Below are 26654 nucleotides of genomic sequence, written 5' to 3' on the forward strand. Positions count from 1 at the left end.
CTGATAGTTATTATCGATACACATGACTGTACTTGTATGGCCTGGGCAAGCACCATGGCCCTATTAACTGCGGCCGGCATGCCCGGTCGCGTCTTGAACCTTTCAAACTGGTGCGCGACCCGCTATGAGTTCTGCTCTGTCCATAAGGCAGCTAACCAAGACCTACGGCAACGGTTTCCAGGCCCTCAAGGGTATCGACCTGGATGTCGCCGAAGGGGACTTCTTTGCCTTGCTCGGCCCTAATGGTGCCGGGAAATCCACCACCATCGGCATTCTCTCGACCCTGGTCAACAAGACCAGCGGCACGGTGAGTATCTTCGGTAATGACCTCGACCGTCAGCCAGCCGCGCTCAAGCGCAGCATTGGCGTGGTGCCGCAAGAGTTCAACTTCAACCAGTTCGAGAAGACCTTCGACATCGTCGTTACCCAGGCCGGTTACTACGGCATTGCGCCGAAAGTGGCCAAGGAGCGCGCCGAGAAGTACCTCACCCAACTTGGCCTGTGGGATAAGCGCGATGTGCCGTCGCGTTCCCTCTCGGGTGGCATGAAGCGCCGGCTGATGATCGCCCGGGCGCTGATCCATGAGCCGCGCTTGCTGATTCTCGATGAACCGACTGCGGGTGTGGATATTGAACTGCGCCGCTCGATGTGGAGTTTTCTCACCGAGCTGAACCAGCAGGGCATCACCATCATCCTCACTACCCATTACCTGGAAGAAGCCGAACAGCTGTGTCGGCACATCGGCATCATCGACCACGGCACCATCGTCGAAAACACCAGCATGCGTGCATTGCTGGGCAAGCTGCATGTGGAGACCTTCCTCCTCGACCTCAAGCAAGACCTGCCCCAGGCGCCGAATCTGGTCGGCTATCCGTGCCGGCTGATCAGCCCGCACACCCTGGAAGTACAAGTGGACAAGGATGTGGGCATCACGGCGCTGTTCGGCCAGTTGGCCCTGCAGAACATCGAAGTGCAAAGCCTGCGCAACAAGACCAACCGTCTCGAGGAGTTGTTTGTGTCACTGGTTGAGAAAAACCTGGCGAAGGTGGCGGTATGAGTTCGGAACTGAGCGCCAACCTGGTCGCCCTCAATACCATCGTCTATCGCGAAGTGCGCCGATTCACCCGGATCTGGCCGCAGACCTTGCTGCCCCCGGCGATCACCATGGTCCTGTACTTTGTGATCTTCGGTAACCTGATCGGCCGGCAGATTGGCGATATGGGTGGCTTCACCTATATGGAGTACATCGTGCCGGGGCTGATCATGATGTCGGTGATCACCAACTCCTACGGCAACGTGGTATCGAGTTTCTTCGGCAGCAAGTTCCAGCGCTCGATTGAAGAGCTGATGGTATCGCCGGTGTCGCCGCATACCATTTTGATCGGCTACACCCTGGGCGGCGTATTGCGCGGGCTGGCGGTGGGCGTGATCGTCACCTTGCTGTCACTGTTCTTCACTGACCTGCAGGTGCATCACCTGGGCGTGACCATTCTGGTGGTGTTGCTGACGGCGACGATCTTTTCCCTGCTCGGCTTCATCAACGCCGTGTTTGCGCGCAACTTCGACGATATCTCGATCATTCCGACCTTCGTCCTGACGCCTCTGACCTACCTGGGCGGCGTGTTCTACTCGATCAACCTGCTGCCGCCGTTCTGGCAGACCGTGTCGCTGGCCAACCCGGTACTGCACATGGTCAATTCGTTCCGCTACGGCATCCTCGGGGTCTCGGATATCCGCATCGGCGTGGCCATCACCTTCATGCTGGTTGCCACCGCCGTGCTGTATTTCGGCTGCGTGCGCTTACTGGTCAGCGGACGTGGAATGCGCACCTGAGACCTTCTGCTTGCGCCGGCGCCACTGCCGGCCCACCCACCAGCGCCAGTAGAGCATGGTCAGGCAGTAGGCCAGGGCGCCAAGCAGCAGGCCGCAGACCACCGAGCCAAGCAGGAAGGGCTGCCACAACGTGGACAGCTCGCCGGTGATCCATTCGAAGGTCAGTTCTTCCGGCAAGGTTCTGGCCGGCACCTGCATCAGCCAGGCGCCCATCTGGTAGGTGCAGTAGAACACCGGGGGCATGGTGAAGGGGTTGGTCAGCCACACCAGGCTGACGGCAATCGGCATGTTGCCGCGCACCAGAATCGCCAGGCTGGCGGCCAGCAGCATTTGCATCGGAACCGGAATGAACGCCGCGAACAGGCCAACAGCCATAGCCCGCGCAACTGAATGTCGGTTCAGGTGCCAGAGGTTCGGGTCATGCAGCAGACGGCCGAGAAAGCGTAAGGATTTGTGTTCCCTGATGCTGGTCGGGTCGGGCATGTAGCGTTTGAAGAGACGACGCGGCATGTAGGCTCTCGACTGGGTGAAGAGGGCAAGTATGCACGGATTCTAAAAAGGCCCCATTACAGACTTTGTGACAATTATTGAGAGAGCTGCCGGCCTCACTGATCTAAGCCTCAGAGGGTGGATTACTTCTGGAGCTTGAAACCATGCGCACAGGGATGTTGGCGCTGGCACTGGGCCTGCTTGGCCTGAGTGTTTTACCGGTTTTGCCATCGGTCGGGTTGGTGGCCGTATTGGCCCTGTGCGGACTTGTTTGCCTGCCGTGGCGAGCACGTCCGCTGGGTCTTTTCCTGTTGGGACTGTGTTGGGCTTGCCTGTCGGCTCAGCAGGCCCTGGATGATCGCCTCGCTGCGGCGCTTGATGGGCGTACCCTGTGGCTGGAAGGCAAGGTGGTCGGCTTGCCCGGTCACGATGGCCGATCGGTGCGTTTCGAACTCGACGACCCGCAGTCGCGTCGTGCACAGCTGCCGCAACGCTTGCAGCTGAGCTGGTTTGGCGGGCCAGAGATCACTAGCGGTGAACGCTGGCGGCTGGCAGTCACGCTCAAACGCCCCTATGGCTTGCTCAATCCTCACGGCCCGGACCGTGAGGCGACTTTGCTGGCACGGCGAATCGGGGCCACGGGTAGCGTCAAGGCGGGGGAGCGGCTGACGGCTGCCGAAGGCGCCTGGCGCGATAGTGTGCGTCAGCACTTATTGAAAATAGATGCCCAGGGACGCGAGGCGGAGCTGGTCGCCCTGGTACTTGGTGATGGTGCAGGTTTGGCCCGGGAGAGCTGGCAAGTGCTGCAGGCGACCGGCACCGTGCACTTGCTGGTGATCTCCGGGCAGCATATCGGCCTGCTGGCCGGATTGGTCTATGGGCTGATCGCAGGGTTGGCCCGGCTCGGCTGGTGGCCACAGGCCTTGCCCTGGCTGCCCTGGGCGTGTGGCGCAGCCTTGGTCTCGGCCCTGTGCTATGGCCTGCTGGCCGGATTTCAGGTGCCTGTCCAGCGCGCCTGCATGATGCTCGCCGTGGTCCTGCTGTGGCGCTTGCGCTATCGCCATCTGGGTATGTGGATACCGCTGTTGCTGGCGCTCAACGCCGTGTTGCTGTGGGAGCCGTTGGCCAGCCTTCTGCCGGGGTTCTGGCTGTCGTTCGTCGCGGTTGCGGTGCTGGTGTTCACCTTCAGTGGGCGGCTGGGGGCGTGGAACGCATGGCTGGCGTGGGGCAGGGCGCAGTGGTTGATTGCCTTGGGGTTGTTGCCGGTGCTGATTGCCCTGGGGCTGCCGGTAAGTCTCACGGCGCCGTTGGCCAACCTGGTTGCCGTACCCTGGATCAGTCTTGCAGTACTGCCGTTGGCGTTGTTGGGCACCTTGTTGCTACCTGTTCCACTGCTGGGGCAAGCCTTGATCTGGCTGGCAGGCGGATTGCTGGACGGGTTGTTCCGTCTGTTGGAGCACCTGGCCGAATTGCAGCCTGCCTGGGTGCCGGAGCTGTTGTCATGGCCACTTTGGTTGTTGTTGGCGGCGGGGGCATTGCTGGTGTTGCTACCCTCGGGCCTGCCAATGCGCGTGCTGGGTTGGCCGTTGTTGCTGCTGGCGGCATTTGCGCCCCGGGAGCGGATTGCGCATGGCCAGGTGGAAGTCTGGCAATTGGACGTGGGGCAGGGCCTGGCCATCGTACTGCGTACCCGCCAGCACACGATGCTGTATGACGCCGGGCCTGCTTTGGGTGGTTCTGACCTGGGGGAGCGCGTCGTGTTGCCGACTTTACGCAAACTGGGCGTAAAGGCGGTCGATCTGATGCTGCTCAGTCATGCCGATGCTGATCACGCCGGTGGTGCACAGGCGATCAAGCGCGGCCTGCCGGTGCTTGAGGTGCGGGGTGGCGAGTCTGCGAGGCTTCCAGCCGCCTTGCAGGCACAGTCCTGTGTCAGCGGCGAGCGCTGGCAATGGGATGGTGTGAGCTTTTCTGTCTGGCAGTGGCAAGGCGCTCGCGACAGCAACCAGGACTCCTGTGTACTGCTGGTCGAAGCAGGAGGTGAGCGGCTGCTGCTGACAGGTGATCTCGACGCTTCTGGTGAGCGGGCCTGGCTCACTGACTGGCAGGCCGGCCGGGTGGACTGGCTGCAAGCTCCGCACCATGGCAGTCGCACCTCATCCAGTCAGGCGTTGCTGGTGGCCACGGCGCCGCGCGGCGTACTGATTTCGAGAGGGCGCTACAACGCGTTTGGTCACCCCCATGCCGAGGTCGTGGAACGCTACCGGACCAATGGCATCGAAGTGTTCGACAGCGCGGTAGACGGTGCTCTGCGCCTGCGTCTGGGGACTTTTGGCGAACCGCTGGGCCTGCGTAGCCAGCGGCGATTCTGGCGCGACCCGAGCTGACGACCTTCGGCAGATGAGCGTCCCAGGGTCCTATGGTAAAGTGGCGGACTTTTTCTGGGGGATGCTAACTGTGTGGGAATTGGTCAAGTCCGGTGGTTGGATGATGCTGCCGATCATTCTGAGTTCCATCGCTGCCATGGCTATCGTTGCCGAGCGTCTCTGGACCCTGCGTGCCAGCCGGGTTACGCCTCCTCACCTGCTGGGGCAGGTGTGGGTATGGATCAAGGACAAGCAGCTCACCAGTGACAAGCTCAAGGCCCTGCGTGCCGATTCGCCGCTGGGCGAGATCCTCGCGGCAGGCCTGGCGAACTCCCGTCATGGTCGCGAGATCATGAAAGAGTGCATCGAAGAGGCCGCCGCCCGGGTCATTCATGAGCTCGAGCGCTATATCAATGCCCTGGGCACGATTGCCGCCATGGCGCCGTTGCTCGGTTTGCTCGGTACCGTGCTGGGCATGATCGATATCTTCAGTGCATTCATGGGCACCGGCATGACCACCAACGCTGCGGTGTTGGCTGGCGGTATCTCCAAGGCCCTGATTACCACTGCGGCTGGCCTGATGGTCGGTATTCCGTCGGTGTTCTTCCATCGCTTCCTGCAACGACGCATCGACGAGCTGGTGGTCGGCATGGAGCAGGAGGCGATCAAGCTGGTTGAGGTGGTGCAGGGCGACCGTGACGTCGACCTCGCCGAGGGCAAGGCGTGAAGTTCCGGCGCAAGGCACGGGAGACCGTGGACATCAACCTGGCGTCGCTGATCGATGTGGTGTTCATCCTGCTGCTGTTCTTCGTGGTGACCACCACCTTCACCCGTGAAACCCAGTTGCGCGTAGAGCTGCCGGAATCTGTCAGTGGTGCGCCGGCACCCGACAACGAACTCAAGCAGCTGGACATCACCATCAGCGCCGATGGCGTCTACTCGGTGAACAACCACCTGTTGCCCAAGAGCGATCTGGCGACCCTGACCGAAGCCCTGCAGAAAGAATCTGCCGGTGATACCAAACTGCCGTTGTCGATCAGTGCCGACGGCAAGACCCCGCACCAGGCGGTGGTCACTGCCATGGATGCGGCCGGTAAGCTCGGTTTCAGCCAGTTGCGCATGACCACGGTCGAGGCTGCCCAGGGGACACCTTGATGGCATTTGCCGACCGTCTGCTCAATGCCTGGTACACCGGGCATCCGGCGCTGTCCGTGCTGCGCCCGCTGGAGGCGTTGTACCGCCGCGTGGTGTTGCGCAAGCGTGCGCGATTCCTGGCGGGGGAGAGTGTCAGCTACCGCGCGCCGGTACCGGTGATTGTGGTGGGTAACATCACTATCGGCGGCACCGGCAAGACCCCGATGATTCTCTGGTTGATCGAGCATTGCCGCCGGCAAGGCCTGCGCGTTGGGGTGGTCAGTCGCGGTTATGGTGCCAAGCCTGCGCAGTTGCCCTGGCGAGTAAATGCCGAGCAGAGTGCGGCCGAGGCCGGCGATGAACCGTTGCTGATCGTACAGCGGAGCGGTGTGCCGCTGATGATCGACCCCGATCGCTCGCGTGCGGTTCAGGCGTTGCTGGCCAGTGAGTCGCTGGACCTGATCCTGTGTGACGACGGTATGCAGCATTACCGCCTGGCTCGTGACCTGGAGTTGGTGTTGATCGATGCCGCTCGCGGCCTGGGTAATCGCCGCTGCTTGCCTGCCGGACCGCTGCGTGAACCGGTGGAGCGCCTGCAAGCGGTAGATGCCGTGCTCTACAACGGCGCTAACAGCGACCGCGTGGATGGCTTTGCTTTCGCCTTGCAACCTACCGCGCTGGTAAACGTGCGCAGCGGCGAGCGCCGCGGGCTTGATCACTTCGCCCCTGGCCAGGCCGTGCATGCGGTGGCCGGTATTGGCAATCCGCAACGTTTCTTCAATACCCTGCTGGGGCTAAACTGGCAGCCTGTGCCACACCCTTTTGCCGATCATGCCGAGTACAGTGCCAAGGCCTTGAGTTTCACGCCTGCGCTGCCGCTGATCATGACTGAAAAGGACGCGGTCAAATGCCGCGCCTTCGCTGCTGACGACTGGTGGTACCTTGCAGTCGACGCTGCGCCTTCGCCAGCCTTCCAGGCCTGGTTTGATGCCCAGCTCGATCGCTTGTTGCCCGGCTCGCGGCACTCCTGATTCGTTTCTTTTTCCGGCCACTGGCCTGAGGAATACCCATGGACACCAAATTGCTCGACATCCTGGCCTGCCCGATCACCAAAGGCCCACTCAAACTCAGTGCCGACAAGACCGAGCTGATCAGCAAGGGCGCAGGCCTGGCGTATCCGATCCGCGACGGTATTCCGGTCATGCTGGAAAGCGAAGCCCGCACCCTGACTGATGATGAGCGTCTGGATAAATGAGTCTGACCTTCACTGTGGTAATCCCGGCGCGCCTGGCCTCCACCCGCCTGCCGGGCAAGCCGCTGCTGGCAATCGCCGGCAAGCCGATGATCCAGCATGTCTGGGAGCAGGCGCGCAAGAGCAGCGCCCAGCGTGTGGTTATCGCTACCGATGACATCGGTATCTACCAGGCCTGCGAGGCCTTTGGCGCTGAAGTGCTGATGACCCGCGACGACCATGACTCGGGTACCGACCGTCTGGCCGAAGTGGCGGCGAAACTCGGTCTGGCTGCCGACGCCATCGTGGTCAACGTGCAGGGTGATGAGCCGCTGATTCCGCCGGTCATCATTGACCAGGTCGCGGCCAACCTTGCGGCGCACCCGGAAGCCGGCATCGCGACCCTGGCCGAACCGATCAGCGATGTCACTGCGGTTTTCAATCCCAACGCGGTCAAGGTGGTCAGTGATTGCAACGGCCTGGCCTTGACCTTCAGCCGCGCGCCGCTGCCCTGGGCGCGAGATGTGTTTGCCCAAGGCCGGGACACCTTGCCTGACGGCGTGCCCTATCGTCGTCATATCGGTATGTACGCTTACCGCGCCGGTTTTCTCCATGACTTCGTTGGCTGGGGGCCGTGCTGGCTGGAGCGCACCGAATCGCTTGAGCAGCTGCGTGCCCTGTGGCATGGCGTACGTATTCACGTTGCCGATGCCATTGAGGCACCACCGGTTGGTGTCGATACCCCTGAAGACCTGGAGCGCGTACGGCGCATTCTGGAGGCCTGATGCGGGTTCTGTTCGTTTGCCTCGGCAACATCTGCCGCTCGCCCACCGCTGAAGGCGTATTGCGCCATCAGCTGCAGGCCGAAGGTCTGGGCGACTTGATCGAAGTGGCCTCGGCCGGTACCGGTGACTGGCATGTCGGCAAGCAGCCGGACAGCCGTACTCGCCGCGCCGCGCAACTACGCGGGTATGACCTGTCGCAGCAGCGCGCGCAACAGGTCAAGGCCGGGCACTTCAATGACTATGACCTGATCCTGGCGATGGACAAGAGCAACCTTGGCCATTTGCGGGCCATGCAGCCCGCCGGGGCAAAGGCTGAGCTGGATCTGTTCCTGCGTCGTTATGAGGGTGCGCTGGATGAAGTGCCGGATCCTTACTACGGCGGTGAGCAAGGCTTTGAACAGGTGCTTGACCTGATCGAAGCGGCCTGCCGCCAATTGGTCATCGAACTCAAGGGTCGTCTATGAGTGCTCAGTGGCAGGAGCAGGTATCGCTCAAGCCGTATAACACCTTCGGCATTGATGTCAGGGCGCGGTATTTCACCGACGTGCACAATGATGCCGAAGTTCGCCAGGCGCTGGCCGACGCCAAGCAGCGGGAGGTGCCGGTGCTGGTCATCGGTGGCGGCAGCAATCTGCTGTTGACCGCAGATGTGCAGGCGTTGGTAATGCATATGGCCAGTCGCGGTCTGCGCATTCTGGCTGATGATGGTCAACGGGTGATTGTCGAAGCCGAGGCGGGTGAGCCTTGGCATCCTTTCGTTCAGTGGAGTCTGGCTCAAGGCCTGGCTGGACTGGAAAACCTCAGCCTGATTCCCGGTACTGTCGGTGCCGCGCCGATGCAGAACATTGGTGCTTATGGGGTCGAGATCAAGGATGTCTTTGTCGGGCTGACGGCGCTGGATCGCCAGACCGGCGAATTGCATGAGTTTGATCTTGAAGCGTGCCAGTTTGCCTACCGCGACAGCCTGTTCAAGCAGCACCCAGGGCGCTGGCTGATTCTGCGGGTACGCTTTGCCTTGAGTCGTGTCATGCAGGCGCACCTGGACTACGGGCCGGTACGTCAGCGTCTGAGTGAGCAGGGCATCAGCCAGCCAACGGCGCAGAATGTCAGCGATGCAATTTGCAGCATTCGCCGGGAGAAGCTGCCCGATCCGGTCGAGCTCGGCAATGCCGGGAGCTTTTTCAAGAACCCGGTGGTCGCCGCTGTGCTGGCCGACAAGATTCGTGTGCAGCATCCGGGGCTGGTGGCTTATCCACAGACTGACGGGCAGATGAAACTGGCAGCCGGCTGGTTGATCGAGCAGGCGGGTTGGAAAGGGCACCGTGACGGTGATGCGGGCGTGCACCGATTGCAGTCGCTGGTGTTGGTCAATTATGGCCAGGCCACTGGCCTGCAACTGCATCAACTGGCGCAGAAAATCCAGGCCGACATTCTTGAGCGCTTTGGCGTCACGCTGGAGATGGAGCCGAATCTGTACTGACTCCCGTAGGGGTGTTGGTCCAGGGTGGGAGCGGGCTTGTCCCGCGATTGCAGCGTCAGTTGCAACGTATCGCGGGGCAAGCCCGCTCCCACCTGGTTAAGTCAGCATCTCCCGGCCACCGGCCATAAAAAAGCCCCGCCAGTTACCTGGCGGGGCTTTTTATTGCCTGGAAGATCAGACGAGCGGCTTATGCTCTTCTGCGGTTTCCAGGGTTTCTGCTTGCTGCTCTACCGGTGCGGCTTGAGCAGCGGCTGCAGCGGCTGCTTCGGCTTCACGCTTGCGGCGACGCACTTCACGTGGGTCGTTTGGTGCGCGGCCGTTCGGCAGCGTGACTACCGGGGCTTCTACCACAGCTGGCTCGGCAGCAGGGGCTTGTTCCTCGACAACAGCTACTGGCTCGACGGCTACCGGCTGGGTTGCTTCGGCTTCAACCGCAGGCGCCTGAACAGCTTCTGGCTCGCGTGGTGCTTCAACAACCGGCTCGGCGGCGACGGCTACTTCAACCGGCGCTTCTACCGCGACTTGAGGAGCAGCTTCGACAACCGGCTCGATGCTTGGCTCAACCACGACCACAGGCTCGCTGACTGGCAGCTCGACCACCGGGGCGATTGCCACTTCTTCAGCAACAACCGGCTTCGGATCTTCAGCTACCACCGGCTCGACTACAGCCGGCTCGATTGCTTCAACGACCTCTACGGCGGCGACTTCAACAGTTGCCGGGGCGGCTACAGGAGCGGCCTCTTCAACAGCTGCAGTAGCGCGTTCAGCTTGAACGTGGGCCTGGGCTTCGGCTTCAGCGCTGATGTTGCTGGTCGCGACGGCGGCGGTAACGGCCAGACCGGCTGCCAGTTCGGCACCCGACGGCTCGTTGCCTTCTTCAGTGCCATCTTCGGAGCCTTCAACGACATTGCCGTTGGCATCACGCTGACGCTCACGACGGTTGCTGCGACGACGCTGACCGCGGGAGCGGCGACGTGGGCGCTCGCCCTCGGTGCCTTCCTGGTTGTCATCCTGCAGCAGCTCTTCGTTCGGCAGTTGTTCTTCAGTCGCTTCAGCTACCTGCTCGACCGGGCTTGGCTGACGCTCTTCGCGAGGAGGACGTGGTTGACGCTCTTCACGCGGAGCACGTTCTTCACGAGGTGCACGCTCTTCGCGTGGTGCACGTTCTTCACGTGGGCTGCGCTCTTCGCGCGGTGCACGTTCTTCACGAGGCTGGCGTTCTTCACGCGGTGCACGCTCAGGACGCTCTTCACGCACGGCTGGAGTGGCGGCGTCCAGCGGCTCGCGCAGCTCGCGGACCGGACGGTCTTCGCGGGAGCGGCGCTCTTCACGTGGTGCGCGAGGCTGACGCTCTTCGCGTGGCTGACGTGGAGCACGCTCTTCGCGGGCCTGAGTTTCTTCACGGGCTTCGCGCGGTTGACGTTCTTCACGCGGCGCGCGCTCTTCGCGAGGCTTGCGATCTTCATCGCGACGGCCATTGCGGTTGCGGCTCTGCTGACGACCGTTACGACGCTCTTCGTTGCGCTGCGGACGCTCGGTGGCTGGCTTTTCGGCAACCACTGGGGCGGCAGCCGGTTCTTCCTTGCCGGCGAACAGGCTGACCAGCGACTTCACCAGGCCTTTGAACAGGCTTGGCTCTGGCGCGGCGTGTACCGGTGCAGCAGGTTGTTCCGGGGCAGCGGCCGGGACCGGTGCGTTGGCGCGAGCCGGTGCGGTCTTGACTGCGGCTTCCTGGCGAACCAGGGTGCGGGTGGCGGCGGTCGGCTGGACTTCTTCGGTCTCGGCAGCGGCGATTTCGTAGCTGGATTGGCTGCTTTGAGCTTCCGGGCTGTCGTCACGCAGGCGCTGGACTTCGAAATGCGGGGTTTCCAGGTGGTCGTTCGGCAGGATGACGATACGCGCCCGGGTGCGCAGTTCGATCTTGGTGATCGAGTTGCGTTTTTCATTGAGCAGGAAGGCGGCAACCGGAATCGGCACTTGCGCGCGAACTTCGGCGGTGCGGTCCTTCAGGGCTTCTTCTTCGATCAGGCGCAGGATCGCCAGCGACAGCGATTCGACGTCACGGATGATGCCGGTGCCGCTGCAGCGTGGGCACACGATGCCGCTGCTTTCGCCCAGCGAAGGACGCAGGCGCTGACGGGACATTTCCAGCAGGCCGAAGCGCGAGATGCGGCCGACCTGTACACGGGCGCGGTCGGCTTCCAGGCACTCGCGCACCTTTTCTTCGACGGCGCGCTGGTTCTTGGCCGGGGTCATGTCGATGAAGTCGATGACGATCAGGCCGCCGATGTCACGCAGGCGCAGCTGGCGGGCGATTTCTTCAGCCGCTTCCAGGTTGGTCTGCAGGGCGGTTTCCTCGATGTCGCTGCCTTTGGTGGCGCGCGCCGAGTTGATGTCGATGGACACCAGGGCTTCAGTCGGGTCGATTACGATCGAGCCGCCGGACGGCAGGTCGACCACGCGCTGGAAGGCGGTTTCGATCTGGCTTTCGATCTGGAAGCGGTTGAACAGCGGCACGCTGTCTTCATACAGCTTGATCTTGCTGGCGTACTGCGGCATCACCTGACGGATGAAGGTCAGGGCTTCTTCCTGGGCGTCGATGCTGTCGATCAGTACTTCGCCGATGTCCTGGCGCAGGTAGTCGCGGATGGCGCGGATGATGACGTTGCTTTCCTGATAGATCAGGAAAGGCGCGGCGCGGTCCTGCGAGGCTTCTTTGATCGCGGTCCACAGCTGCAGCAGGTAATCCAGGTCCCATTGCATTTCTTCGCTGCTGCGGCCAAGGCCTGCAGTGCGCACGATCAGGCCCATGTCGGCAGGGGCGACCAGGCCGTTCAGGGCTTCGCGCAGTTCATTGCGCTCTTCGCCTTCGATGCGACGGGAGATGCCACCGGCACGCGGGTTGTTCGGCATCAGTACCAGGTAACGGCCAGCCAGGCTGATGAAGGTGGTCAGGGCTGCACCCTTGTTGCCACGCTCTTCTTTCTCGACCTGGACGATGACTTCCTGGCCTTCGCTGAGCACTTCCTTGATGTTCACCCGACCTTCCGGGGACTTCTTGAAGTATTCGCGGGAGATTTCTTTCAGCGGCAGAAAGCCATGGCGCTCGGAGCCGAAGTCGACGAAAGCGGCTTCGAGGCTGGGTTCGATCCGGGTGATCCGGCCTTTGTAGATGTTGGCCTTTTTCTGCTCACGCGCACCGGACTCGATGTCCAGGTCGTAGAGACGTTGGCCGTCTACCAGAGCTACACGCAACTCTTCGGGTTGAGTCGCGTTAATCAGCATTCTTTTCATGTAATACCGTCGGTTTCCGGGCTGCCGGAAACGGCGTTCGGCACACACGACTTCTCACGGTCGGTGTCAGGTGCGCAAGGGGTGGCGGGCCACCCCCGTGTCCAGCGACTGTCGAGCCAGACTGGTAACCCAGTACTGCCGAAGTCGCGACGACGCGTCCTGCTTGCTGTGGTGTCAAATGCACTCAGTCAGGAGGAGGAATCAGCCTTCGGCCGTGGACACCCAGGGGCATCTTGATCAAGACCGGGTCCGGTCGCCTGGCCAAAAGGCCTGTGGACTGGACGCAGTACTACACGGTCCGACGGTTGTGCATCTCCACCCTACACGTATCCCTGATAATTCGGGTGCTGCCGCGCGCTGAATCCGCAACGGGTTGCATTTATCGCCAGCTCCAATTCGGGAGCCCGCGCCTTTTATGTCCAAGGCTGGTATTTCCGAAGCCTTTGCCATGAATGCGTGAAATTGACGGCACTGACAGAGTGGCATCGAAAAAAACATCGGGGAGGGCAAAACACCGCTCTTGAAGTTTTTTATCGGTCTTCTCTGCACGGCGCTGGTGGCGATTCCAGGCATTTCTGTAAACTGGCGAAAGCCCCGTCGGACGGCCTCGCGTCCTAGAGATTTTGCGTCGGTCAGGGCCGGCTATAAGCCGTGAGTCCGCTGGCCAGCCGCTTTTGGCGGCGTTCGCGACTATAGCAGCAATCATTAAGTGCTTCAAATCCATAAAAAATTGTTATGATTGATAAATGACGACTAATGCCCCTCCGACCTCCGGCGTCCAGCTGATTGAGGTCGCGCCGGAACTTGCCGGCCAACGAATCGATAATTTCCTCATAACGAAGCTCAAGGGTGTTCCCAAGACCTTGATTTACCGCATTTTGCGTAAAGGCGAAGTGCGCGTGAACAAGGGCCGGATCAAGCCTGAGTACAAGTTGCAGGCCGGCGATATCGTGCGCGTGCCGCCCGTTCGTCTGCCTGAGCGTGACGAACCTGTGCCGGTGGCCCAGGGTTTGCTTCAGCGTCTCGAGGCTGCCATCGTCTACGAAGACAAGGCCTTGATCGTGCTGAATAAACCCGCTGGTATCGCCGTACATGGCGGCAGCGGCTTGAATTTTGGGGTGATCGAAGCCTTTCGTCAGATGCGTCCTGATGCCAAGGAGTTGGAGCTGGTCCATCGCCTGGATCGCGACACCTCCGGCCTGCTGATGATCGCGAAAAAACGCAGCATGTTGCGCCACCTGCATGCCGCCCTGCGCGGTGATGGCGTCGACAAGCGTTACATGGCGTTGGTGCGTGGCCACTGGGCGACGGCCAAGAAACAGGTCAACGCCCCGTTGCTCAAGAGCAATCTGCGTTCCGGCGAGCGTATGGTCGAAGTCAACGACGAGGGCAAGGAGGCGTTGACCCTGTTCCGCGTGCTGCGCCGCTTCGGTGACTTCGCCACGATCGTCGAGGCGCGCCCGATCACCGGCCGCACCCACCAGATCCGTGTGCACGCCCTGCATGCCGGGCACTGCATTGCTGGCGACAGCAAGTATGGCGATGAAGATTTCACCCGTGAAATTCGCGACCTGGGCGGCAAGCGCCTGTTCCTGCATGCCTATGCGTTGACTGTGCCGCTGCCTGATGGTGGTGAGCTCAAGCTTGAAGCGCCGGTCGACGAGATGTGGTCCAAAACGGTGGAGCGCTTGAGTGCGGCGTGATTACGATCTGCTGATCTTTGACTGGGATGGCACCCTGGCGGACTCGATCGGGCGCATCGTCGAGGCCATGCATCTGGCTGCCGGTCGCGCCGGTCACGCCACCTGCGATGACGAGGCGGTCAAGGGTATAATCGGCTTGGCGCTGTCCGAAGCCATCAGCACACTGTATCCACACCTGGATGCCGAGCAAGTGGCGGTATTCCGTCAGCACTATGCTGATGTGTACATGGCGCTGGATGAACAGCCGTCGCCGCTGTTCGACGGTGTGGTGGAAACGCTGGAGGCTTTCCGCGCACAGGGCTATCGTCTGGCGGTGGCTACCGGCAAGGCGCGTCGCGGTCTGGATCGGGTGTTGCGGGCCAATGGCTGGCAGGATTACTTCGATATCACCCGGGCTGCCGACGAAAGTCGCGGCAAGCCCCATCCGCAGATGCTTGAAGAAATCCTGCGGCATTGCCAGGTCGAGCCGGGTCGTGCGTTGATGGTCGGCGATTCGTCGTTCGATCTGCTGATGGCCGGTAACGCCGGTATGCATTCGGTGGCGGTCAGTTATGGGGCTATGTCACCGCAGGCATTGGCTGCTTTCGGGCCGCAAGTCTGTATCGAGCATTTTTCACATTTGCAGGCCTGGCTGAGCCGCGCGCCTGCTGCAGTAATTCCAGGGTAGGTGAGCATGGCTGACGAATGGAAGGCGCCTGACGCCGACAGCAACGAAGAGCAGAAAAGCTGGAAGCTGCTGGAGAAAACCCTCCTGGCAGGCGTGCAGGAGCAGCGTCGTGCGCGGCGCTGGGGGATCTTTTTCAAGCTGCTGACCTTTGCCTACCTGTTCGGCATCCTTGCGCTGTTCAGCCCCTTGATGAGCATGGACAAGGCTGCGTCCCGAAGTGTCAATCACACTGCGCTGGTTGAAGTGCGCGGGGTGATCGCGGACCAGGAGCCTGCCAGTGCCGACAATATCGTCGGTGGTTTGCGCGAAGCGTTCAAGGATTCGAAGACCAGGGCAGTAATCCTGCGTATCAACAGCCCGGGCGGCAGTCCGGTGCAATCGGGTTACATCTACGATGAGATTCGCCGCCTGCGCGCCGAGTATCCGCAAATCAAGTTGTACGCGGTGATCAGTGACCTGGGTGCTTCCGGTGCCTACTACATCGCCAGTGCCGCGGACCAGATTTACGCAGACAAGGCCAGCCTGGTTGGCTCCATTGGTGTCACGGCTGCCGGCTATGGGTTTGTCGGCACCATGGAAAAACTGGGTGTCGAGCGTCGTACCTACACCGCTGGTGAGCACAAAGCCTTCCTTGATCCGTTCCAGCCGCAGAAGCCTGAGGAAACGGCGTTCTGGCAGGGTGTACTGGAAACCACGCACAAACAGTTCATCGCCAGCGTCAAGCAAGGTCGCGGCGAGCGTCTCAAGGACAAGGAGCACCCTGAGCTGTTCAGTGGCCTGATCTGGTCGGGTGAGCAAGCGCTGGCGCTGGGCTTGGTGGATGGCCTGGGCAGTGCCGGCTACGTGGCCCGCGAAGTGGTGGGGGAGAAGGAGCTGGTCGACTTCACCATCGAAGAGTCGCCGTTTGATCGCTTCTCCAAGCGCCTGGGTACCAGCATTGCCGAGCGTCTGGCGATGTGGATGGGCTTCCAGGGGCCGTCATTGCGCTGATTGTTTCGTGAATCGAGAAGCCGGCCTTTGGGGCCGGCTTTTTGTTTTTTGGGTGGGGGCGGCGGTGCGACGACTCGACTTGCCCCGCGATGCGGTTTGCCAGGCAGGGCGCAATCGCGGGGCAAGCCCGCTCCTACAGGATTACGCCTTCGGCCTGGAGCATGTCGACCAGGCGGATCAGGGGCAGGCCAACCAGGCTGGTGGCGTCGACTCCGTGGGTGCTCTGGAACAGGCTGACGCCAAGTCCTTCGGCTTTGAAGCTGCCAGCGCAGTCGTAAGGCTCCTCGGCGCGCAGATAGCGTTCGATGCGCGCCAGGTCCAGTTCGCGCATGTTGACTGTAAACGGTACGCAGTCGACCTGACAGTGGCCGCTCTGGGTGTTGAGCAGGGCAAGGCCGGTGAGGAAGGTGACATGGTTGCCACTGGCGGCGAGCAACTGCTCGCAGGCGCGCTCGAAGGTATGCGGCTTACCGAGGATCTGTTCACCGAGCACTGCCACCTGGTCGGAGCCGATGATCAGGTGTTCGGGATGGCTCGCGGCCAATGCCTGGGCTTTCTCCCGGGCCAGACGCTTGACCAGGTCAACGGCGGGCTCTTCGGGTTGGCGCTGTTCGTCGATATCCGGGGAGGACCAGCTGAAAGGAAGGCGCAAGCGTTCAAGCAATTCGCGCCGATAGGGCGAGCTGGAAGCCAGTAATAAAGGCAGCATGATAAACTCCTGGGCAGGTGAAACGATTCTAACATGCTGAACGGAGCCGAATTTCCTTTGACAGGGGCGGGGGTCATCCCTAGAATGCTGCGCCTATGTTGAATGACCCGATTCCACCTCACGTTGACCCGCGCAAATTGGCCGATCGTGGTGTTTCCCTCGAAGGAACACTGCAGCTCGCCGATTTGGAGAGACTCTGCGACCCGCTTTCCGACAATGTCGGTACGGTGCAGGCTAAATTCGATTTTGAGCGAGACGAGCAGAAGGCTGTGGTTATCCACACCGACCTGAGCGTCGAAGTCAAAATGGTTTGCCAGCGTTGTCTTGAGCTGGTCACCCTGCCGATCCACAGCGAATGTACTTACGCCGTGGTGAAGGAGGGTGCGAATACCCAGTCGTTGCCGAAAGGTTATGACGTGCTGGAACTGGGCGAAGATCCTTTGGATCTGCAGGCTTTGGTCGAGGAGGAGCTTTTGCTCGCCCTGCCCATCGTGCCTGCTCATCATCCGGAAGAATGCCAGCAGCCGGCGGGCGCCGATGAGCCCGAACCGAGCAAGGACGAGGTAACACGGTCCAACCCGTTCAGTGTATTGGCGCAGTTAAAGCGTGACCCAAACGTTTAGGAGTTAATCAATTATGGCTGTTCAGCAGAACAAAAAATCCCGCTCTGCCCGTGACATGCGCCGTTCGCACGACGCTCTCTCGGAAAACGCTCTGTCCGTAGAGAAAACCACTGGTGAAGTACACCTGCGTCACCACGTATCGCCAGAAGGCGTATACCGTGGTCGTAAAGTGATCGACAAGGGCGCTGACGAGTAATCCTTGTCCGCTCAGATCATCGCGATTGACGCAATGGGCGGGGACTTCGGTCCCCGCAGCATTGTTCAGGCGAGTATTGCTTGCCTGTCGGCTACACCCTCGCTACACCTGACCCTTGTCGGTCAACCCTCCCTCCTTGAAGATCTTGTCGCTGGCCAGTCGGCAGCGGATCGCGCACGCCTGCAGATTGTTGCTGCCAGCGAAGTGATCGGCATGGATGAGCGGCCGTCCCAAGCGTTGCGTGGCAAGCCTGACTCGTCGATGCGCGTCGCCCTGGAATTATTGCGTGATGGCAAGGTTCAGGCCTGCGTGAGTGCGGGCAATACCGGTGCGCTGATGGCGCTGTCTCGCTATGTCCTCAAGACTCTGCCCGGTATTGATCGCCCCGCGATGGTGGCGGCCATTCCTACTCAGGCGGGGTACTGTCAGCTGCTCGATCTGGGGGCCAATGTCGACTGCAGTGCCGACAATCTCTTCCAGTTCGCCGTGATGGGCTCGGTGGCTGCGCAAGCCCTGGGTATCTCGCGCCCGCGCGTGGCGTTGCTGAATGTCGGCACCGAAGACATCAAGGGCAATCAGCAGGTCAAGCTCGCCGCCAGCATGCTGCAGAATGCCCGGGGGCTTAACTACATCGGTTTCGTCGAAGGCGACGGCCTTTATCGTGGGGAAGCGGATGTGGTGGTCTGCGACGGCTTCGTCGGCAACATTCTGCTCAAGTCCAGCGAAGGTCTGGCGACGATGATTGGTGCACGCATCGAGGCCCTGTTCAAAGGTGGGCTCGGCGCGCGCCTGGCCGGTGCGCTAGCCATGCCGCTGCTTAAGCGTCTGCAGGCCGACCTGGCGCCGGCGCGACATAATGGCGCAAGCTTTCTCGGGCTCCAGGGTGTCGTCATCAAGAGCCATGGTTCTGCTGGCGTGCAGGGCTTTCAGAGCGCTATCCAGCGTGCCTTGATCGAAATCCAGGAGAACCTGCCGCAGCGCCTGCACGGACGTCTGGAAGACCTGTTGCTTTAGGCATATGCCGCAGGAAGTGGTTAAATGTGACCGCTTGGTCCTCGTTATCATCCAAGTCTTCAGTTTCTTGTGCTCAGCCTGGTGCTGGGCGCTTCATTTCCGACGACAAGATCATTAGGGGCTTGTTCAATGTCTGCATCCCTCGCATTCGTCTTTCCCGGTCAAGGTTCGCAGTCCCTCGGCATGCTTGCCGAGCTGGGCGCCCAGTATCCACTGGTCATTGATACCTTCCGCGAGGCCTCCGAGGCTCTGGGCTATGATCTCTGGGTGTTGACCCAGGAAGATCCGGAAGGGCAACTCAATCAAACCGACAAAACCCAACCGGCCATTCTCACTGCCTCGATCGCCCTGTGGCGTCTGTGGCTGGCAGAGGGCGGTGCGCGTCCGGCTTTCGTTTCCGGTCACAGCCTGGGCGAGTACAGCGCGCTGGTTGCCGCAGGCAGCCTGAGCCTGGGTGACGCCGTGAAGCTGGTCAAGCGTCGTGGCGAACTCATGCAAGAGGCCGTTCCGGCCGGGCAGGGCGCCATGGCGGCAATCCTCGGTCTGGATGACGCTGTTGTCGTGGGTATCTGCGCTGAAGTAGCCCAGGGCGAAGTGGTCAGCGCGGTTAACTTCAATTCCCCGGGTCAGGTCGTGATCGCCGGTGCCAAGGCCGCTGTCGAGCGTGCCATGGAAGCCTGCAAGGCTGCCGGTGCCAAGCGCGCACTGCCGCTGCCGGTCAGCGTACCGTCGCACTGCGAGCTGATGCGCCCGGCTGCCGAGCGCTTTGCTGAGTCGGTCAATGCCATCGACTGGCAGGTCCCGCAGATTCCTGTGGTGCAGAACGTCAGCGCCGCAGTGGCTGCTGACCTCGACACCCTCAAGCGCGATCTGCTTGAGCAGCTGTACAAGCCGGTTCGCTGGGTCGAGTGCGTACAGACCCTGGCCGCCAACGGCGCTTTGGAGCTGGTCGAGTGCGGTCCGGGCAAGGTCCTGGCGGGCTTGAACAAGCGCTGCGCCGAAGGCGTGAACACCTCTAACCTCAATACCCCGGATGCTTTCGCCGCCACCCGTGCGGCGCTGGCCTGATTTAGGAGAAGCTTGCATGAGCCTGCAAGGTAAAGTTGCACTGGTTACCGGCGCCAGCCGTGGTATTGGCCAGGCTATCGCCCTGGAACTGGGTCGTCTGGGCGCTACCGTCATCGGTACTGCCACCTCCGCTTCGGGCGCCGAGCGTATCGCCGCGACCCTCAAGGAGCACGGTATCACCGGTACCGGTCTGGAGCTGAACGTGACCAGCGACGAATCCGTCGCTGCTGTCCTGGCCAAGATCCAGGAGCAGTTCGGTGCGCCGACCATTCTGGTCAACAACGCCGGCATCACCCGTGACAACCTGATGATGCGCATGAAAGACGACGAGTGGTTCGACGTCATCGACACCAACCTGAACAGCCTCTACCGTCTGTCCAAGGGCGTGCTGCGCGGCATGACCAAGGCGCGCTGGGGTCGTATCATCAGCATCGGTTCGGTAGTTGGCGCCATGGGTAATGCCGGGCAGGTCAACTACGCGGCAGCCAAGGCCGGCCTGGAAGGATTCAGCCGTGCACTGGCGCGTGAAGTCGGCTCGCGTGCGATCACCGTCAACTCGGTTACCCCGGGTTTCATCGACACCGACATGACCCGTGAACTGCCTGAGGCTCAGCGTGAAGCGCTGCAGACCCAGATCCCTTTGGGGCGTCTGGGCCAGGCTCAGGAAATCGCCAATGTCGTGGCTTTCCTGGCTTCCGAAGGCGCGGGTTATGTGACTGGCGCAACGATTCCGGTCAACGGCGGCATGTATATGTAAATCCGATGTGACGGATTGCTTCAAAAAAATGTCATACGAGCTGTCTAAAATCCGTTATAAAGCTGCAACCAGATTCTAGTCGGTTGGCAGGTGTGGTCTGGCGAGGCGTGTTGCGCTTGAAAAGCAGACGTCTTTCTATACACTTACACACCGGCCAGCCGCCTGACATATGTCCATTAGGAGTGAAAACAAGGTATGAGCACCATCGAAGAACGCGTCAAGAAAATCGTCGCCGAGCAACTGGGCGTTAAAGAAGAAGAAGTAGTGAACACTGCTTCCTTCGTCGAAGATCTGGGTGCCGATTCCCTTGACACCGTTGAGCTGGTGATGGCTCTGGAAGAGGAATTCGAGACCGAAATCCCTGACGAAGAAGCCGAGAAGATCACTACTGTTCAAGCTGCTATCGACTACGTCACCAGCCACCAGGCTTAAGACGTTGTAGTCGTCGCTTCTTGTCATGGAAAAACCGCACTGCCGTTACTGGCGTGCGGTTTTTTCTTTACAAGAGATGTAGTCAATTGAATAAGGAGAGTGCTGTGTCGCGTAGACGCGTCGTGGTCACCGGTATGGGTATGCTGTCGCCACTGGGTACGGATGTGCCGAGCAGTTGGCAGGGCATTCTGGCTGGCCGCAGTGGCATAGGTCTGATTGAACATACGGACCTGTCTGCCTACTCCACCCGTTTTGGCGGCTCGGTAAAGGGCTTCGAGGTTGAGCAATACCTGTCGGTCAAGGAAGCCCGCAAGCTCGATCTGTTCATTCAGTACGGCCTGGCAGCCGGTTTTCAGGCTGTGCGCAATTCCGGCCTGGAAGTGACCGATGCCAACCGCGAGCGCATTGGCGTAGCCATGGGCTCGGGTATCGGTGGCCTGACCAATATCGAAGAAACCAGCCGGACTTTGCATGAGCAGGGCCCGCGGCGCATTTCGCCGTTCTTCGTGCCGGGTTCGATCATCAACATGATTTCCGGGTTCCTGTCGATCCACCTGGGTGTACAGGGACCTAACTACGCCATTGCCACGGCGTGCACCACAGGTACCCACTGTATCGGCATGGCGGCGCGCAACATTGCCTTCGGTGAAGCCGACGTGATGATCGCTGGCGGTGCGGAAATGGCGGCTTGCGGTCTGGGCATGGGCGGCTTCGGTGCCTCGCGCGCGCTGTCGACCCGCAATGACGACCCGACCCGTGCCAGCCGTCCGTGGGATAAAGGCCGTGACGGTTTCGTCCTCGCCGACGGTGCCGGTGCGCTGGTGCTGGAAGAGCTCGAACACGCCAAGGCCCGTGGTGCGACCATCTATGCCGAACTGGTTGGTTTTGGCATGAGTGGCGACGCCTACCACATGACTTCGCCGCCAGAAGATGGCAGCGGTGCCGCGCGTTGCATGGTCAATGCCCTGCGTGACGCTGGCCTGAATGCCGATCAGGTGAACTACATCAACGCCCATGGCACCTCGACTCCAGCCGGTGACCTGGCGGAAGCCTCGGCGATCAAGTCGGTGTTCGGTGATCACGCCTACAAGCTGGCGGTCAGTTCGACCAAGTCGATGACTGGCCACCTGCTGGGTGCTGCCGGTGCAGTGGAAGCGATCTTCAGTGTGCTGTCGATCAACAGCCAGGTAGCGCCGCCGACCATCAACCTGGATGAGCCAAGCGAAGGTTGCGACCTGGACTTCGTGGCGCATGAAGCGCGCAACATGCCGATCGACACCGTGCTGTCCAACTCTTTCGGTTTTGGCGGTACCAACGGCTCGCTGGTGTTCCGCCGGTTCGCCGGCTGATGCACAGCTGGATTGATGGCCAGGCGGCAGATGCAGTCAACCTGCAAAGCCGCGCGCTGGCCTACGGCGATGGTCTGTTCGAGACCATCGCGGTCAGGGCCGGTCGGCCATCATTGCTCGAGTATCACCTCGAGCGCCTGGCGCTGGGTTGCCAGCGCCTGGCGATCAGCGCCGATCACGGCCTGATTCGCGAAGAGCTATGCCGTTATGCCAGCGTGCTGGGTGACGGCGTACTCAAACTGATTCTCGTCCGTGGTGACAGTCAGCGCGGCTATGCGCCTGCTGCTGGTGCGGCACCACGGCGTATTCTTCAGAGTAGTCCTCTGCCCGCGTATCCCGCTCAGCATGCCGAGCAGGGTATTGGTCTTTTTCCCTGTAACACTCGTCTCGCGGAACAACCGCTGCTGGCCGGACTCAAACACCTCAATCGCCTTGAGCAGGTGTTGGCGCGTGCCGAATGGCAAGATACCGAGCATGCCGAAGGATTGATGCGCGATGTTTCCGGTCGCATCATCGAAGGGGTCTTCAGCAACCTGTTCCTGGTGCGTGACGGCGAGTTGCTGACGGCTGATCTGAGCCGTTGTGGTGTGGCCGGGGTCATGCGCGCCGCCCTGATCGAGCAGGCTGGCGTGGCCGGAATCGCCCTGCGCATTAGCGATCTTTCCCTGCGGGATCTGGAGCAGGCCGATGAGGTTTTCGTCTGCAACAGCGTTTACGGTATCTGGCCGGTGCGAGCATTTGCATCGCTGAACTGGTCGCCGGGTCCGCTCACCCGTAAACTGCAGGCCATTGCCCGTACGTTACTGGATGCTTGATTTGTGAGACGTAAATTCTTGGTGCTGCTGGAAACCGGATTGATTCTGGCAGGCCTGATATTGGGCTTTTCGGCGTGGAAAGTGAATTCGGCACTTGAGCAGAACCTGCACATCAGCCAGGAGCAACTGCTCGACGTACCCACCGGTACCAACCCCAATCGCATGTTTTACCGCATGGAGAGCCAGGGCCTGCTGGATGATGCCTTCTGGCTGCGGCTTTACTGGCGCTTCAACATGGCCGGTGTGCCATTGCACACCGGCGAGTACCGCATGACTCCTGGCATGACGGTGCGCGACCTGTTCGAGGTGTGGCGCCGTGGCGACGTTGTGCAGTACAGTCTGACCCTGGTCGAAGGCTGGAATTTCCGTCAGGTGCGTTCGGCGTTGGCCAAGCACGAAAAGATCAAGCAGACCCTTGATAGCCTCAGCGATGCCGAGGTGATGGACAAGCTGGGTCACCCTGGGGTTTTCCCGGAGGGGCGGTTCTTCCCCGATACTTACCGCTTTGTGCGCGGGATGTCGGATGTAGAGTTTCTCCAGCAGGCCTACGCGCGTCTCGATGAGGTACTGGCCAAGGAGTGGGCGGAGCGTCCTACCGATTTGCCCTATCGCGATCCGTACCAGGCGTTGATCATGGCATCGCTGGTGGAGAAGGAAACCGGTGTGCCCCAGGAGCGCGGCCAGATCGCAGGCGTGTTCGTGCGCCGTATGCGCATCGGCATGTTGCTGCAGACCGACCCGACCGTGATCTACGGCATGGGCGAGCGCTACAACGGCAAGATCACCCGCGCCGACCTGCGCGAGCCGACGCCTTACAATACCTACACCAACGCCGGGTTGCCGCCGACGCCGATTGCCATGGTCGGCCGTGAGGCAATTCATGCCGCGTTGAATCCGACGCCGGGCAGCAGCCTTTACTTCGTCGCTCGCGGCGATGGTAGTCATATCTTTTCCGACGACCTCGATGCGCATAACTCGGCGGTCCGCGAGTACCAGATCAAGCGCCGTGCCGACTACCGGTCGAGCCCGGCACCTGTAATCGAGCCTGAAGTTGAGCCCCAAGCGGCGCCTGAAGCGGCCCCTGAGGAAGCGCCAGGCGTCGAGTCACAGGCCCCGGAATCCACCACTGAGGCATCTCCTGAGCCTGTGCCTGAAGCGTCGGCACCGGCCAGTGAAACCTCTTCGCAATGATCAACTGTAAGGACTGCCTGTGAGCGGCTTGTTTATCACCCTGGAAGGTCCCGAAGGCGCGGGCAAGAGCACCAACCGTGAGTACCTTGCCGAGCACTTGCGCGCCCAGGGCGTGGATGTGGTACTGACACGTGAGCCTGGTGGCACCCCACTGGCCGAACGGATCCGCGAGCTGCTGCTGGCCCCCAGCGATGAAAAAATGGATGCCGACACCGAGCTGCTGCTGGTGTTTGCTGCCCGTGCCCAGCATCTGGCAGAAGTGATTCGTCCGGCCCTGGCCCGTGGTGCCGTGGTGCTCTGTGACCGCTTTACCGATGCTACCTACGCTTATCAGGGCGGAGGTCGTGGCCTGTCGCTGCAGCGCATCGCTACTCTGGAGCAGTTTGTTCAAGGCGATCTGCGCCCGGATCTGACCCTGGTTTTCGATCTGCCGGTGGAAATTGGCCTGTCCCGTGCGGCGGCCCGTGGTCGCCTGGATCGTTTCGAGCAAGAAGGCCAGGCCTTCTTCGAGGCCGTACGTCAGGCTTACCTGGCGCGTGCCCAGGCCGCCCCGCAGCAGTACACGCTGATCGACGCCTCGCAGTCGCTGGCACAGGTGCAGCAAGCGCTCGACGCCTTGCTGCCACAGATCCTGGTGCGTTGCCGTGGCTGAGGCCTACCCCTGGCAGCAGGCCTTGTGGCAGCAGCTGGCCGGGCGCACCCAGCATGCGCATGCCTATTTGTTGCATGGCCCGCAAGGCATCGGCAAGCGCGCCCTGGCAGAACGCCTGATGGCGTTGTTGCTCTGCCAGCGACCTGCCAACCTGCAGGCCTGCGGGCAGTGCAAGTCATGCCTGTTGCTGGCAGCCGGCAGCCATCCAGACAACTATGTGCTGGAGCCGGAGGAGGCCGACAAGCCGATCAAGGTCGACCAGGTGCGCGACCTGGTGTCCTTCGTGGTCCAGACCGCGCAGTTGGGTGGGCGTAAAGTAGTGCTCATCGAGCCGGTCGAAGCGATGAATATCAATGCCGCCAACGCCTTGCTCAAAAGCCTCGAAGAGCCTTCCGGCAATACCGTGTTGCTGCTCGTCAGCCACCAGCCAAGCCGTCTGTTGCCGACCATCAAGAGTCGCTGTGTGCAGCAGGCATGCCCATTGCCCGGTACTGCCCAGAGCCTGGACTGGTTGAGCAAGGCGTTGCCGGACAGCGGTGAGCAGGAGCGCCTTGAGTTGCTCAGCCTGGCTGCCGGTTCGCCGCTGGCGGCCGTCAGTCTGCAGGCGCAGGGTGTGCGTGAGCAGCGTGCGCTGGTGGTCGACGGGGTGAAGAAACTGCTCAAGCAGCAGCAATCTCCCAGCCAGCTGGCCGAAGCCTGGAATGCCATACCCTTGCTGCAGCTGTTCGACTGGTTCTGCGACTGGTCGAGTCTGGTCCTGCGCTATCAGTTGACCGAGGACGAGGAAGGTTTAGGCTTGAGCGATATGCGCAAGGTCGTGCAGTACCTGGCGCAGAAGAGCGGCCAGAGCAAGGTCCTGGAGATCCAGGACTGGATCCTCGCGCAGCGCCAGAAAGTCCTGGGCAAGGCCAATCTCAATCGCGTGCTGTTGCTCGAAGCACTGCTGGCCTCCTGGGCCATGTTGCCCGGCCAGCGTTGAGCCGGGCTGTCCCTTTATTTCATTCAGCGTTGTCATGTGCCCATGCTTGTAGATTCCCATTGCCACCTCGACCGTCTCGACCTCACTGCTCATCAGGGCTCTCTGGATGCAGCTCTGGATGCTGCCCGTGCCCGCGGTGTCGGTCACTTCCTGTGTATCGGCGTCAGTGCCGACAACGCCAAGGCGGTCAAGGACCTGAGCGAGCGTTATAGCGACGTCGACTGTTCGGTGGGTATCCATCCGCTCGACCTGACACCCGATGGCGCACCGCCGCTGGCGTGGCTGCTCAAGGAACTCGAGCACCCGCATGTGGTGGCGATCGGTGAAACCGGACTGGACTACCACTACGAGCCAGAAGCCGCCGAAGTGCAGCAGGATTCTTTCCGCCTGCACCTGCAGGCGGCGCAAGTGACCGGCAAGCCGGTCATCATTCACACCCGTGCTGCGCGTGCCGACACCCTGGCCCTGCTGCGCGAAGCAGACCTGAGTCAGGCCGGTGTGCTGCATTGCTTCACCGAAGACTGGGACATGGCCAAGGCGGCCCTGGACCTGGGTTACTACATCTCGTTGTCCGGTATCGTCACCTTCCGCAATGCCGATGCCTTGCGCGACGTTGCCCGGCAAGTGCCGGCCGATCGCCTGCTGGTCGAAACCGACTCGCCTTACCTGGCGCCGATTCCGCATCGCGGTAAGCCGAATCTGCCGGAGTATGTGCGGGAGGTAGCGGAGTTCGTGGCCATGGTGCGAGGTGAAAAGTACGAGCAATTGGCGCAGCAGACCACCGCCAACTTCAAGCGCCTGTTCCCACTGGCGCGTCTGTAGGAGCTGGTTTCGGTGGGAGCGGGGGGGGGGGGGTCGGGGGGGGGGTGGGGGAAAGAACAAACGAGCGGGAGGAAA

28 protein-coding genes are annotated in these 26654 nt (G+C 61.3%); 25 read left to right on the forward strand and 3 right to left on the reverse strand.

The genetic code is table 11. The features are described from left to right. The first annotated feature begins 124 nt into the window (after positions 1-124). Complete coding sequence (locus ACO6VD_RS01260) at positions 125-1057, forward strand: ABC transporter ATP-binding protein (RefSeq protein WP_400172542.1); 933 nt, start codon at positions 125-127, stop codon at positions 1055-1057. Next, complete coding sequence (locus ACO6VD_RS01265) at positions 1054-1833, forward strand: ABC transporter permease (RefSeq protein ID WP_400172543.1); 780 nt, start codon at positions 1054-1056, stop codon at positions 1831-1833. Before ACO6VD_RS01260 ends, ACO6VD_RS01265 begins: the two co-directional genes overlap by 4 nt. Here ACO6VD_RS01265 and ACO6VD_RS01270 read toward each other — a convergent pair. After that, positions 1801-2343 carry a DUF2062 domain-containing protein gene (locus ACO6VD_RS01270; protein WP_400172544.1) on the reverse strand — a complete coding sequence of 181 codons (543 nt, stop codon included), beginning with the start codon at positions 2341-2343 and terminating at the stop codon, positions 1801-1803. The genes ACO6VD_RS01265 and ACO6VD_RS01270 overlap by 33 nt on opposite strands. 143 nt (positions 2344-2486) lie before the next feature. On the opposite strand from ACO6VD_RS01270, the gene ACO6VD_RS01275 reads away from it, so the two are divergent. The 8 genes from ACO6VD_RS01275 (at position 2487) to murB (ending at position 9318) form a co-directional block, all read left to right on the forward strand. Continuing rightward, on the forward strand, positions 2487-4709 hold the full coding sequence (locus ACO6VD_RS01275; RefSeq protein WP_422416478.1) for a DNA internalization-related competence protein ComEC/Rec2: 2223 nt from the start codon (positions 2487-2489) through the stop codon (positions 4707-4709). 70 nt (positions 4710-4779) lie between these two features. Then, entirely contained in the window at positions 4780-5415 is a 636-nt protein-coding gene (locus tag ACO6VD_RS01280) for a MotA/TolQ/ExbB proton channel family protein (RefSeq protein ID WP_400172546.1), read from the forward strand. Beyond that, complete coding sequence (locus tag ACO6VD_RS01285) at positions 5412-5843, forward strand: ExbD/TolR family protein (RefSeq protein ID WP_400172547.1); 432 nt, start codon at positions 5412-5414, stop codon at positions 5841-5843. Before ACO6VD_RS01280 ends, ACO6VD_RS01285 begins: the two co-directional genes overlap by 4 nt. Further along, positions 5843-6853, forward strand: coding sequence for a tetraacyldisaccharide 4'-kinase (gene lpxK / locus ACO6VD_RS01290; RefSeq protein ID WP_422416481.1), 1011 nt, complete (start codon positions 5843-5845; stop codon positions 6851-6853). Before ACO6VD_RS01285 ends, lpxK begins: the two co-directional genes overlap by 1 nt. A 38-nt stretch (positions 6854-6891) precedes the next feature. Then, entirely contained in the window at positions 6892-7077 is a 186-nt protein-coding gene (locus ACO6VD_RS01295; protein WP_003247142.1) for a Trm112 family protein, read from the forward strand. Then, complete coding sequence (kdsB, locus tag ACO6VD_RS01300; protein ID WP_422416484.1) at positions 7074-7838, forward strand: 3-deoxy-manno-octulosonate cytidylyltransferase; 765 nt, start codon at positions 7074-7076, stop codon at positions 7836-7838. Before ACO6VD_RS01295 ends, kdsB begins: the two co-directional genes overlap by 4 nt. Next, a complete protein-coding gene (locus tag ACO6VD_RS01305; RefSeq protein ID WP_422416486.1) occupies positions 7838-8302 on the forward strand; it encodes a low molecular weight protein-tyrosine-phosphatase in 465 nt (154 codons plus the stop codon). Before kdsB ends, ACO6VD_RS01305 begins: the two co-directional genes overlap by 1 nt. Next, positions 8299-9318, forward strand: coding sequence for a UDP-N-acetylmuramate dehydrogenase (murB, locus tag ACO6VD_RS01310; RefSeq protein WP_422416488.1), 1020 nt, complete (start codon positions 8299-8301; stop codon positions 9316-9318). Before ACO6VD_RS01305 ends, murB begins: the two co-directional genes overlap by 4 nt. 174 nt (positions 9319-9492) lie before the next feature. Here the strand turns inward: murB and rne are convergent, their stop codons facing one another. Next, positions 9493-12612 (reverse strand): ribonuclease E, encoded by a 3120-nt coding sequence (gene rne, locus ACO6VD_RS01315; protein ID WP_422416490.1) that lies wholly within the window; start codon positions 12610-12612, stop codon positions 9493-9495. Positions 12613-13358: 746 nt separating this feature from the next. On the opposite strand from rne, the gene rluC reads away from it, so the two are divergent. From rluC to ACO6VD_RS01330, 3 genes are read left to right on the forward strand one after another with little or no spacing between them, the layout of a single operon-like run. Next, the gene (gene rluC, locus ACO6VD_RS01320) at positions 13359-14315 is read left to right on the forward strand and encodes a 23S rRNA pseudouridine(955/2504/2580) synthase RluC (protein ID WP_422416492.1); all 957 of its coding nucleotides are present in this window, start codon (positions 13359-13361) and stop codon (positions 14313-14315) included. Further along, positions 14305-14982 (forward strand): HAD family hydrolase, encoded by a 678-nt coding sequence (locus ACO6VD_RS01325; protein WP_422416494.1) that lies wholly within the window; start codon positions 14305-14307, stop codon positions 14980-14982. The genes rluC and ACO6VD_RS01325 overlap by 11 nt, the downstream gene beginning before the upstream one ends. A gap of 6 nt (positions 14983-14988) precedes the next feature. Next, complete coding sequence (locus tag ACO6VD_RS01330; protein ID WP_422416496.1) at positions 14989-15972, forward strand: S49 family peptidase; 984 nt, start codon at positions 14989-14991, stop codon at positions 15970-15972. Positions 15973-16105: 133 nt separating this feature from the next. Here ACO6VD_RS01330 and ACO6VD_RS01335 read toward each other — a convergent pair whose 3' ends face one another. Continuing rightward, positions 16106-16681 carry a Maf family protein gene (locus ACO6VD_RS01335; protein WP_422416498.1) on the reverse strand — a complete coding sequence of 192 codons (576 nt, stop codon included), beginning with the start codon at positions 16679-16681 and terminating at the stop codon, positions 16106-16108. Positions 16682-16776: 95 nt separating this feature from the next. Between ACO6VD_RS01335 and ACO6VD_RS01340 the strand changes: the two genes are divergently transcribed. The 12 genes from ACO6VD_RS01340 (at position 16777) to ACO6VD_RS01395 (ending at position 26579) form a co-directional block, all read left to right on the forward strand. After that, on the forward strand, positions 16777-17304 hold the full coding sequence (locus tag ACO6VD_RS01340) for a YceD family protein (protein ID WP_045187160.1): 528 nt from the start codon (positions 16777-16779) through the stop codon (positions 17302-17304). A 13-nt stretch (positions 17305-17317) separates the two neighbouring features. Continuing rightward, a complete protein-coding gene (gene rpmF / locus ACO6VD_RS01345; RefSeq protein WP_010223221.1) occupies positions 17318-17500 on the forward strand; it encodes a 50S ribosomal protein L32 in 183 nt (60 codons plus the stop codon). Between the two features lie 3 nt (positions 17501-17503). After that, a complete protein-coding gene (plsX, locus tag ACO6VD_RS01350; RefSeq protein WP_422416500.1) occupies positions 17504-18514 on the forward strand; it encodes a phosphate acyltransferase PlsX in 1011 nt (336 codons plus the stop codon). Positions 18515-18643: 129 nt separating this feature from the next. Beyond that, positions 18644-19582, forward strand: coding sequence for an ACP S-malonyltransferase (fabD, locus tag ACO6VD_RS01355; protein ID WP_422416502.1), 939 nt, complete (start codon positions 18644-18646; stop codon positions 19580-19582). 16 nt (positions 19583-19598) lie between these two features. After that, positions 19599-20339 carry a 3-oxoacyl-ACP reductase FabG gene (fabG, locus tag ACO6VD_RS01360; RefSeq protein ID WP_400172559.1) on the forward strand — a complete coding sequence of 247 codons (741 nt, stop codon included), beginning with the start codon at positions 19599-19601 and terminating at the stop codon, positions 20337-20339. 195 nt (positions 20340-20534) lie between these two features. Beyond that, on the forward strand, positions 20535-20771 hold the full coding sequence (gene acpP / locus ACO6VD_RS01365) for an acyl carrier protein (RefSeq protein ID WP_003175607.1): 237 nt from the start codon (positions 20535-20537) through the stop codon (positions 20769-20771). A 104-nt stretch (positions 20772-20875) separates the two neighbouring features. Then, positions 20876-22120, forward strand: a complete 1245-nt coding sequence (gene fabF / locus ACO6VD_RS01370) for a beta-ketoacyl-ACP synthase II (protein ID WP_400172560.1) — start codon at positions 20876-20878, stop codon at positions 22118-22120. After that, a complete protein-coding gene (pabC, locus tag ACO6VD_RS01375) occupies positions 22120-22935 on the forward strand; it encodes an aminodeoxychorismate lyase (RefSeq protein WP_422416505.1) in 816 nt (271 codons plus the stop codon). Before fabF ends, pabC begins: the two co-directional genes overlap by 1 nt. Before the next feature lie 3 nt (positions 22936-22938). Next, positions 22939-24126, forward strand: a complete 1188-nt coding sequence (gene mltG, locus ACO6VD_RS01380; RefSeq protein ID WP_422416507.1) for an endolytic transglycosylase MltG — start codon at positions 22939-22941, stop codon at positions 24124-24126. Positions 24127-24145: 19 nt separating this feature from the next. Next, on the forward strand, positions 24146-24778 hold the full coding sequence (gene tmk / locus ACO6VD_RS01385) for a dTMP kinase (RefSeq protein WP_422416509.1): 633 nt from the start codon (positions 24146-24148) through the stop codon (positions 24776-24778). Further along, positions 24771-25757 (forward strand): DNA polymerase III subunit delta', encoded by a 987-nt coding sequence (locus tag ACO6VD_RS01390; protein ID WP_422416511.1) that lies wholly within the window; start codon positions 24771-24773, stop codon positions 25755-25757. The genes tmk and ACO6VD_RS01390 overlap by 8 nt, the downstream gene beginning before the upstream one ends. 42 nt (positions 25758-25799) lie before the next feature. Next, entirely contained in the window at positions 25800-26579 is a 780-nt protein-coding gene (locus ACO6VD_RS01395; RefSeq protein WP_422416513.1) for a TatD family hydrolase, read from the forward strand. Positions 26580-26654: the final 75 nt, after the last annotated feature.

Source organism: Pseudomonas sp. GZD-222, from assembly GCF_049310525.1.
Taxonomy (GTDB): domain Bacteria; phylum Pseudomonadota; class Gammaproteobacteria; order Pseudomonadales; family Pseudomonadaceae; genus Aquipseudomonas.

Bases quoted from the DNA above. Each gene is read 5' to 3' on its own strand.
- ACO6VD_RS01260 (WP_400172542.1), top strand. From the start codon at position 125: ATGAGTTCTGCTCTGTCCATAAGGCAGCTAACCAAGACCTACGGCAAC.
- ACO6VD_RS01265 (WP_400172543.1), top strand. From the start codon at position 1,054: ATGAGTTCGGAACTGAGCGCCAACCTGGTCGCCCTCAATACCATCGTC.
- ACO6VD_RS01270 (WP_400172544.1), bottom strand. From the start codon at position 2,343: ATGCCGCGTCGTCTCTTCAAACGCTACATGCCCGACCCGACCAGCATC.
- ACO6VD_RS01275 (WP_422416478.1), top strand. From the start codon at position 2,487: ATGCGCACAGGGATGTTGGCGCTGGCACTGGGCCTGCTTGGCCTGAGT.
- lpxK (WP_422416481.1), top strand. From the start codon at position 5,843: ATGGCATTTGCCGACCGTCTGCTCAATGCCTGGTACACCGGGCATCCG.
- ACO6VD_RS01295 (WP_003247142.1), top strand. From the start codon at position 6,892: ATGGACACCAAATTGCTCGACATCCTGGCCTGCCCGATCACCAAAGGC.
- kdsB (WP_422416484.1), top strand. From the start codon at position 7,074: ATGAGTCTGACCTTCACTGTGGTAATCCCGGCGCGCCTGGCCTCCACC.
- ACO6VD_RS01305 (WP_422416486.1), top strand. From the start codon at position 7,838: ATGCGGGTTCTGTTCGTTTGCCTCGGCAACATCTGCCGCTCGCCCACC.
- murB (WP_422416488.1), top strand. From the start codon at position 8,299: ATGAGTGCTCAGTGGCAGGAGCAGGTATCGCTCAAGCCGTATAACACC.
- rne (WP_422416490.1), bottom strand. From the start codon at position 12,612: ATGAAAAGAATGCTGATTAACGCGACTCAACCCGAAGAGTTGCGTGTA.
- rluC (WP_422416492.1), top strand. From the start codon at position 13,359: ATGACGACTAATGCCCCTCCGACCTCCGGCGTCCAGCTGATTGAGGTC.
- ACO6VD_RS01330 (WP_422416496.1), top strand. From the start codon at position 14,989: ATGGCTGACGAATGGAAGGCGCCTGACGCCGACAGCAACGAAGAGCAG.
- ACO6VD_RS01335 (WP_422416498.1), bottom strand. From the start codon at position 16,681: ATGCTGCCTTTATTACTGGCTTCCAGCTCGCCCTATCGGCGCGAATTG.
- ACO6VD_RS01340 (WP_045187160.1), top strand. From the start codon at position 16,777: ATGTTGAATGACCCGATTCCACCTCACGTTGACCCGCGCAAATTGGCC.
- rpmF (WP_010223221.1), top strand. From the start codon at position 17,318: ATGGCTGTTCAGCAGAACAAAAAATCCCGCTCTGCCCGTGACATGCGC.
- fabD (WP_422416502.1), top strand. From the start codon at position 18,644: ATGTCTGCATCCCTCGCATTCGTCTTTCCCGGTCAAGGTTCGCAGTCC.
- fabG (WP_400172559.1), top strand. From the start codon at position 19,599: ATGAGCCTGCAAGGTAAAGTTGCACTGGTTACCGGCGCCAGCCGTGGT.
- acpP (WP_003175607.1), top strand. From the start codon at position 20,535: ATGAGCACCATCGAAGAACGCGTCAAGAAAATCGTCGCCGAGCAACTG.
- pabC (WP_422416505.1), top strand. From the start codon at position 22,120: ATGCACAGCTGGATTGATGGCCAGGCGGCAGATGCAGTCAACCTGCAA.
- ACO6VD_RS01395 (WP_422416513.1), top strand. From the start codon at position 25,800: ATGCTTGTAGATTCCCATTGCCACCTCGACCGTCTCGACCTCACTGCT.